The sequence below is a fragment of the uncultured Lactobacillus sp. genome (genome assembly GCF_947367085.1).
GTDB lineage: Bacteria > Bacillota > Bacilli > Lactobacillales > Lactobacillaceae > Lactobacillus.
The window spans coordinates 1-6,746 of record NZ_CANBCP010000075.1 but is presented as its reverse complement, the minus strand read 5'-3'; the positions used below and the strand labels follow the sequence as shown (position 1 = coordinate 6,746).

The window sequence follows — 6,746 nt, the reverse complement described above, 5'->3', positions numbered from 1 at the left end:
CGGTTGTACAAATTAATTGAGTAAGTATAATACTTAATTAAAATTAATTAAAAGTTTATATTAATTTTAACTCATCGATTAAGTAACAGCTTTTATCAAACTCTTTATAGGAGGTTTATCAATGAAGAAAAAGAGTAGAAAATATGCTAGTCTCTTGCTGAGTGTTGCTGTCTTAGCAAGTGCTCAAGTTTTTCCAAGTTTAGAGCAACAGGTTAAAGCTACAATTGATAGCCAAACTTCAAAGTCAAAAACTGCTGCTTCTAAAAGCGCACTTGCTAATACAACTACCGGATTGACTTCAAAAGCAATCGAGGCACAACTAGCAGCAAACGGGGTAAAATTTGAACAATTAACACCTCAAGAACAAAAAGATGTTTATGTTGAAGTTATTGTTCAATTGTCTGCGTCGCCTGCTTCAGAAAATGGATCAATTAATCCTCAAACTGCAAGTACCGCTGAAATTGAACAAGCAACTAATCGAGTAATTGATTCTCAACAATCAATTAAGAATCAAGTTCAAGCTATTACTAATCAAGCTATTGGGAAAAGTTACGGTTATGTAGTTAACGGTTTCTCTACCAAAGTTAAAGTTAAAGATATTCAAAAGCTCAGAAAAATTCCTGGAGTTAAGTCAGTAACTTTGGCCAAAGTTTACTTTGCTACTGATGCTTCTGCTGATAATATGGCTAACGTATCAACTGTTTGGTCAAATTATAAGTATAAGGGACAAGGAACTGTTGTATCAATTATCGATACTGGTATTGACCCTAATCATAAGGATTTAAGACTTAGTGATGAATCTAAAGTTAAATTGACGGCAAAAGATGTTAACGACTTTACTAAAAACAGTGGATATGGTCGTTATTTCACCAGCAAAGTGCCATTTGGTCATAACTATTCTGATAATAACGATATCATTACTGATGATGGTAAAGAACAACATGGTATGCACGTTGCAGGAATTGTGGCTGCTAACGGAACTGGAAAAGATCCTGCAAAGTCTGTTGTTGGGGTTGCACCAGAAGCGCAATTGCTTGCCATGAAGGCTTTTTCTAACTCAGATAGTTCTTCTACAACTGATTCAACTAGTGTCATTGGTGCTATTGATGACTCCGCAAAATTAGGAGCTGATGTTTTAAACATGTCTTTAGGATCTGTTTCTGGGCAACAAACAGAAGATGATCCTGAAATAGCAGCTGTAGAAAAAGCAGTTAAAAGTGGAACATCTGCAGTTATTTCTGCAGGTAACTCAGGAACTTCTACTTCTGACAAAGAAGGAAATAATAAAGACTACTTCGGCAATCCTGATATGGAAACTGTCGGCAGTCCTGGCACAAGTAGAAGTGCAACAACAGTTGCATCTGCTGAAAACGTGAACGTTACTACTAGCGGAATCACAATTAGTGCAGATGGTAAGACTCTCTTAGGACCAGAAGTTACTCAAGTTTCTGATGGAACTGACTTATCAGCATTTAATAATAAAAACTTCTATCTTGTTAAAGATAAATCAGGTAAGTTAGGCGTCGGAACTTCAGACCAATATACTAGTGACGTTAAAGGCAAAATCGCTGTTGTTGCTAGAGGTCAAATTGCCTTTACTGATAAGCAAACTAATGCTCAGGCAGCTGGAGCAAGCGGCTTAATTATCGTTAATAATGCTGGAGGAAACGCACCACTTTCTGGAGTTCTGTATAATGCAGGTTTTCCAACGGTCGGTTTGTCTACTGAAGCTGGTAATAAGTTAGTTGAATACATTGAAAAACACCCTGAACAAGCACTTCAAGTAAGTATTGCAGTTCAACCTCTTAATAATGTTGCTCGTGAAAAAGATTTAATGTCCGACTTTACTTCATATGGTCCTGCTTCAAACTTAGCCTTTAAGCCAGATATTACTGCACCTGGTGGAAATATTTGGTCACTTCAAAATAATAATAGCTACGTAAATATGTCAGGAACTTCCATGGCATCTCCATTTATCGCAGGTTCTCAGGCATTATTAATTCAAGCAATGAATGATAAATCTAATAAGTTCTATGATCTTTACCAAAAGATGTCCGCAGTCGAAAGAACTACCTTTATCAAGACCCTTGAAATGAACACGGCTACTATTGTTCCAGATGTAACACATGACTCTGTAATTGAATCTCCACGTCGTCAAGGTGCTGGATTAGTTAACGTCGAAGCAGCAATTAATGCTTTACACAATAATCCATCTACTGTATCAGCTGGTAATGATTATCCAGGTGTTGAATTAAGAGACTTTACTGATTCAAAGCATCAATTTACTTTGAAGTTCACTAACAGGACCAATAAAGCTTTAACTTATACTTTACAAGAAAATGGCAAATTTGCTGATGTATATACTTCCGCTAAGGATGATTCATCAACTTTATATGAAAAGAAAATTGAAGGCGCATCAGTTGAAACAAATGGCAAGATAGTTGTTCCAGCTAATTCAACCAAACAAGTATCTTTAACTTTAAATCTGCCTGAAAACTTTGCTGCAAATCAATATGTTGAAGGATTCTTGACTTTCAAAGCTTCAGATAGTTCAACATTATCGATTCCATATATGGGCTTTTACGGTGATTGGGGTCAACCACAAATCTTTGATAAATTAAATGGGGTAACTTTTGATCCTGCTAATAACAACTTGGGAACTATTGTGACTGCAGGTAATGATAAGAAGTCTCAAGGAATTGCGGGATTAACTAAAGATGAAAATGGCAATTATCAAATTGATGAAGATGCACTTGCATTTTCTACTGATCCTAATGCCTCAGTAACTTGGCTTAAACCACAATATTTCTTATTCAGAAATGCTAAAAATGTTAAGGCTCAAATTTTAGATAAAGATGGACATGTAATCAATACTTTGGCTACTTTAAATAATGTAACTAAGTCATATTGGTATGCAAATGGTCAAAGATATTCTAAGTTTTCTTACGCTCCAGCTTGGGATGGAACTTACTTCAACCAACAAACTAATAAAACTGAAACAGTTGTCGATGGAAAATATGTTTACCGTATCGAAGGTACTGTTGATGGAACGCAAACTGTTCAACATTACGATATCAATATGATTGTTGATAGTAAGGCACCCGAAGTTAAAACTCCAAAGCTTATTTCTAAAAAAGATGCAAGTGGCAAAAAGCGTCAATACTTCATTAAAGTTGAAGCAAAAGATGAATTGTCTGGTTTAGATGGTTCTGCTAATACTGCAGTTAACGGCGTCGTTGCCAATGGTGTTTCTTACAATAAGGTTAGCGAAACTAAAGACGGCTTTTCTGTACTAGAAATTCCGTTGAGTGATAGTCAAGTAGCAAAACTTGGCGCCGGAAGAAATAGCATTTCTTTAGCCGTATTTGATAATGCTACTAATGCAGGCACAAATTCAGGATATAGTCAAAAGCCAGGAGCTACTGAATTTGGTTTGGTATTCACTAATGGTGGTCTTACTGGCAAGATCACTTCAAGAACTAAAGGCTATGATTCTGTTGATGGTGTATATCAAATGGCTGGTAACTATCCAGGTGATCTATATGCAACTTACACCGATAGTCAAGGTAAAGAACATGATTTGCCAGTGAAGCGAGATGAAGAAACGGGAGATTTCACTGCTTTATTGCCAGTACAAGAAGCTGACTACACTACTACAATTAAATTCTATAGTGATGATAGTAAAGATGATGATTCTTTAGTTGCTTCTAAGCAAATTAAAGTGAGTGTTCTTGCCGCAAAAGTTGAGAGCTTGAGCGTAGACGGTGAACAAACTTATACTGCTAGTGATGAAAAAGATCCACAATTAGCTCAAACTTCTGAAGATACAGTAACAGTTTCTGGTAAGACTAGTGAAGATGCTTCTTCAGTAACTGTTAAAGCTGGTGGTAAGACAATTAAAGCAACTTTAAATGCTGATCATACCTTTAGCGCTGATGTCCCAGTAGAATTTGGTGAAAATGAAATTGAAGTTATCGTAGCTGATAAGGATGGTAACAAGTCGTCAGTTAAACAAGTTGTTAAATCAAGTAATCGTGGTCAGACAACTGTTTCATCCTCAGATGTAACTTTTGATGATGGTGTGAAATTTGGTACCATGTCAGTAAATGATAAGACTGCAAACTATGATGCTAAGGACGGAGTGTTAACTTTAACTGGTAAAGTTAAACGTCCAACTACTACTTTAAATATTGGTGGTAAGAATGTTCAAGTTAAGGCTGACGGTTCATTTACTATCAAACTTGATCTTGGAAAACACGGATCTAAGGTCTTCCCAGTGTTAATTGGGGACACAACTGTAGCTCAAGTGGTTCAAGAAAGATTAACTTTCTATGTTGATGCAAATCATCCAAGCTTAACTTTAGATGCGGAAAAACTTGAAGATGGTAGCTATAAGCCTATTTACACTAATAAAGATAAGTACACTATTAGTGGTGAATTTGCTGATGACTATGCATACTACAACTTGAATGTTAACGGCAATAACGTCGCAGCTTCTTATGCTGACGTTGATTACAATTCAAATAAAGATTTCAAGAAGAAATTTGAATGTGAAGTAGATCTCAAGGAAGGTAAGAATACCTTTAACGTTGAAGGAACTGATGACAATGATAACTCCACCGGAGTTCAAACTTTAGTAGTTTACTATAAGAAAGCTCAAGAATTAGCTGCTCCAGCAGTTACTGCAACTGTAGCTAATGACAACAAGTCTGTAAACTTAACTGCAAGCACTAATGAAGAAGATGCGCATGTAGTTTATAGTTTAGATAATAAGACTTTCCAAGATCTGGGCCAAAAAGGCTTAACTGTTAAAGAAAATGGTAAGGTTTACTTCAAGACTGTAGATAAATATGGTAATGAATCTAAAGTAACTACTTATGATGTAACCCAAGTTAAGCAAACTACCGATAGTGATGATAATGCCAAGGAATTGGCCCAAGCTAAAAAAGACTTGAGAAACAAGTTGAATGAAGCTAGAGAATTAGGTAAGTCTGGTAAGTATACTCACGAAAGTGCTCAAGTTCTAGCGCAAGCTCGTCAAAAAGCAGCTGAAGTATTGCGCAATAAGGATGCTAGCTTAAAAGATGTTCAAAATGCGCTTCAAACTCTAGAAGATGCAATTAAAGCATTAGCTCAAAAGCCTCAATCAGAGAAACCTAACAAAGATCAAGACGATAAAGCTAAGCAAGAACAAGCACTTAAACAAGCAAAAGACGCTTTAAGACAACAAGCTCAAAAGGCGAGCCAACTTGATGTAAGTAAGTTTACTCCTGACTCTGTCCAAAACTTAAGCAAAGCAATTGCCGTAGTAAATACTGTTTTAGATAACGCAAATGCTAGCTTAACTGATGTTGAACAAGCTTCAAAGCAATTATCCCAAGCACAACAATCCTTAGTTGAAAAACCTGCTTTAGATCCTAGTGTTGTACAAGCAAAAGATGCTTTAAAGGCCAAAGTCGCAGAAGTTGAAAAACTTGATTTATCTAAATATACTGATGATTCACAAAAAGTATTAAACAGCGTTTTAGACCTAGCTAAATCTGTGTTAGCTGATGATCAAGCTACTGCGGATGTAGTTCAAAAAGTTAGTGATGCTTTAGATGCTGCTAAAAAGGCTTTGAGTGAAAAGGCGGTTGTTCCTACTCCTCCAGTTCAAGATCCTAACTTAGTTAAAGCTAAAGAGGATCTTAAGCTTGAAGTTGAAAAGGACAAGAAATTAGATTTAAGTAAATATACTGATGAGTCAAAGGCTGCCTTAGCTAAAGCTTTGAAAGCGGCTAGTGAAATCTTAGCAAATGAAAAAGCTCAATTAACTGATTTACAAAATGCTAAGAAAGTTCTCGTTGCAGCAAGAGAGGGTCTAAGCGAAAAACAGGCTCAACCGGTATTACCTCCAGTACATCAAGGCAATGCTGATGATGGTTCTAAAGATCAAAAACCAAATAAACCAGTAAATCCAACCAATCCTCCAAAAGATGATTCTAATAAACCATCAAAGCCTGACAAGCAACCTAATGATCCATCAAAACCTACTGATTCAAATAAGCCAAATAACAATAACAAACCATCAAAACCAGAAAACAGTAAGCCAAATACTTCAACTGGCTCAAATGAATCTAATACCAATCTAGATACTCCTAAGTCAAATAGTGGTGTGACTGCAAGTAGAGATGATGGTAAAGAAATTTTGATGAATGCTGTAGGATTTGCTCCAGTAATCCATAATAATCCAAATTGGAAGATTGCCTTAAGAGACCAAAATGGTCATCTGACTGGTAAATATATTTCAACTAATACAAGTTGGAGAATATTTGCTAAGAAAGAAGTTAATGGTAAGTTGTATTACCGTCTTGGTAGTCAAGCTCAATGGGTTCCAGCAGATTTCTTAAAATTATCTCAAAATAGTGATGCTAAGAAGTTAAATAAAGTTGTTTACGTTCCTGTATTACATAACAATAAGAATTACAAAGTGGCTTTATGGAATTCAAAAGGAAAATTGACAGGATATATCAAGACTAATACTCGCTGGAAGGTCTTTGAACAAAAGACAATTAATGGTCGCTTAATGTACAGAATTGGTAATGATAACCAATGGGTTCAAGCACAATATGCTAAATTAGTCTAATCTTAGCTCAGTCAAGCTTAAAAAGATCATAGTTCGAATTTCGAATTGAAGTGAGCCGTAAAAGTTAGACACTTTTACGGCTTTTACTATGTCAAAATTAAATAAAAAACAAAGATTAGAT

At 35.8% G+C, this 6,746-nt stretch carries 1 protein-coding gene; it reads left to right on the top strand.

Annotation, left to right across the window (positions count from 1 at the left end):
* The first annotated feature begins 121 nt into the window (after window positions 1-121).
* Entirely contained in the window at window positions 122-6,625 is a 6,504-nt protein-coding gene (locus tag Q0Y70_RS09110; RefSeq protein WP_297820126.1) for a S8 family serine peptidase, read from the top strand.
* Window positions 6,626-6,746: the final 121 nt, after the last annotated feature.

What these genes read in the sequence shown, in the direction of transcription:
- Q0Y70_RS09110 (WP_297820126.1), top strand. Translation starts at nt 122, where the DNA reads ATGAAGAAAAAGAGTAGAAAATATGCTAGTCTCTTGCTGAGTGTTGCT.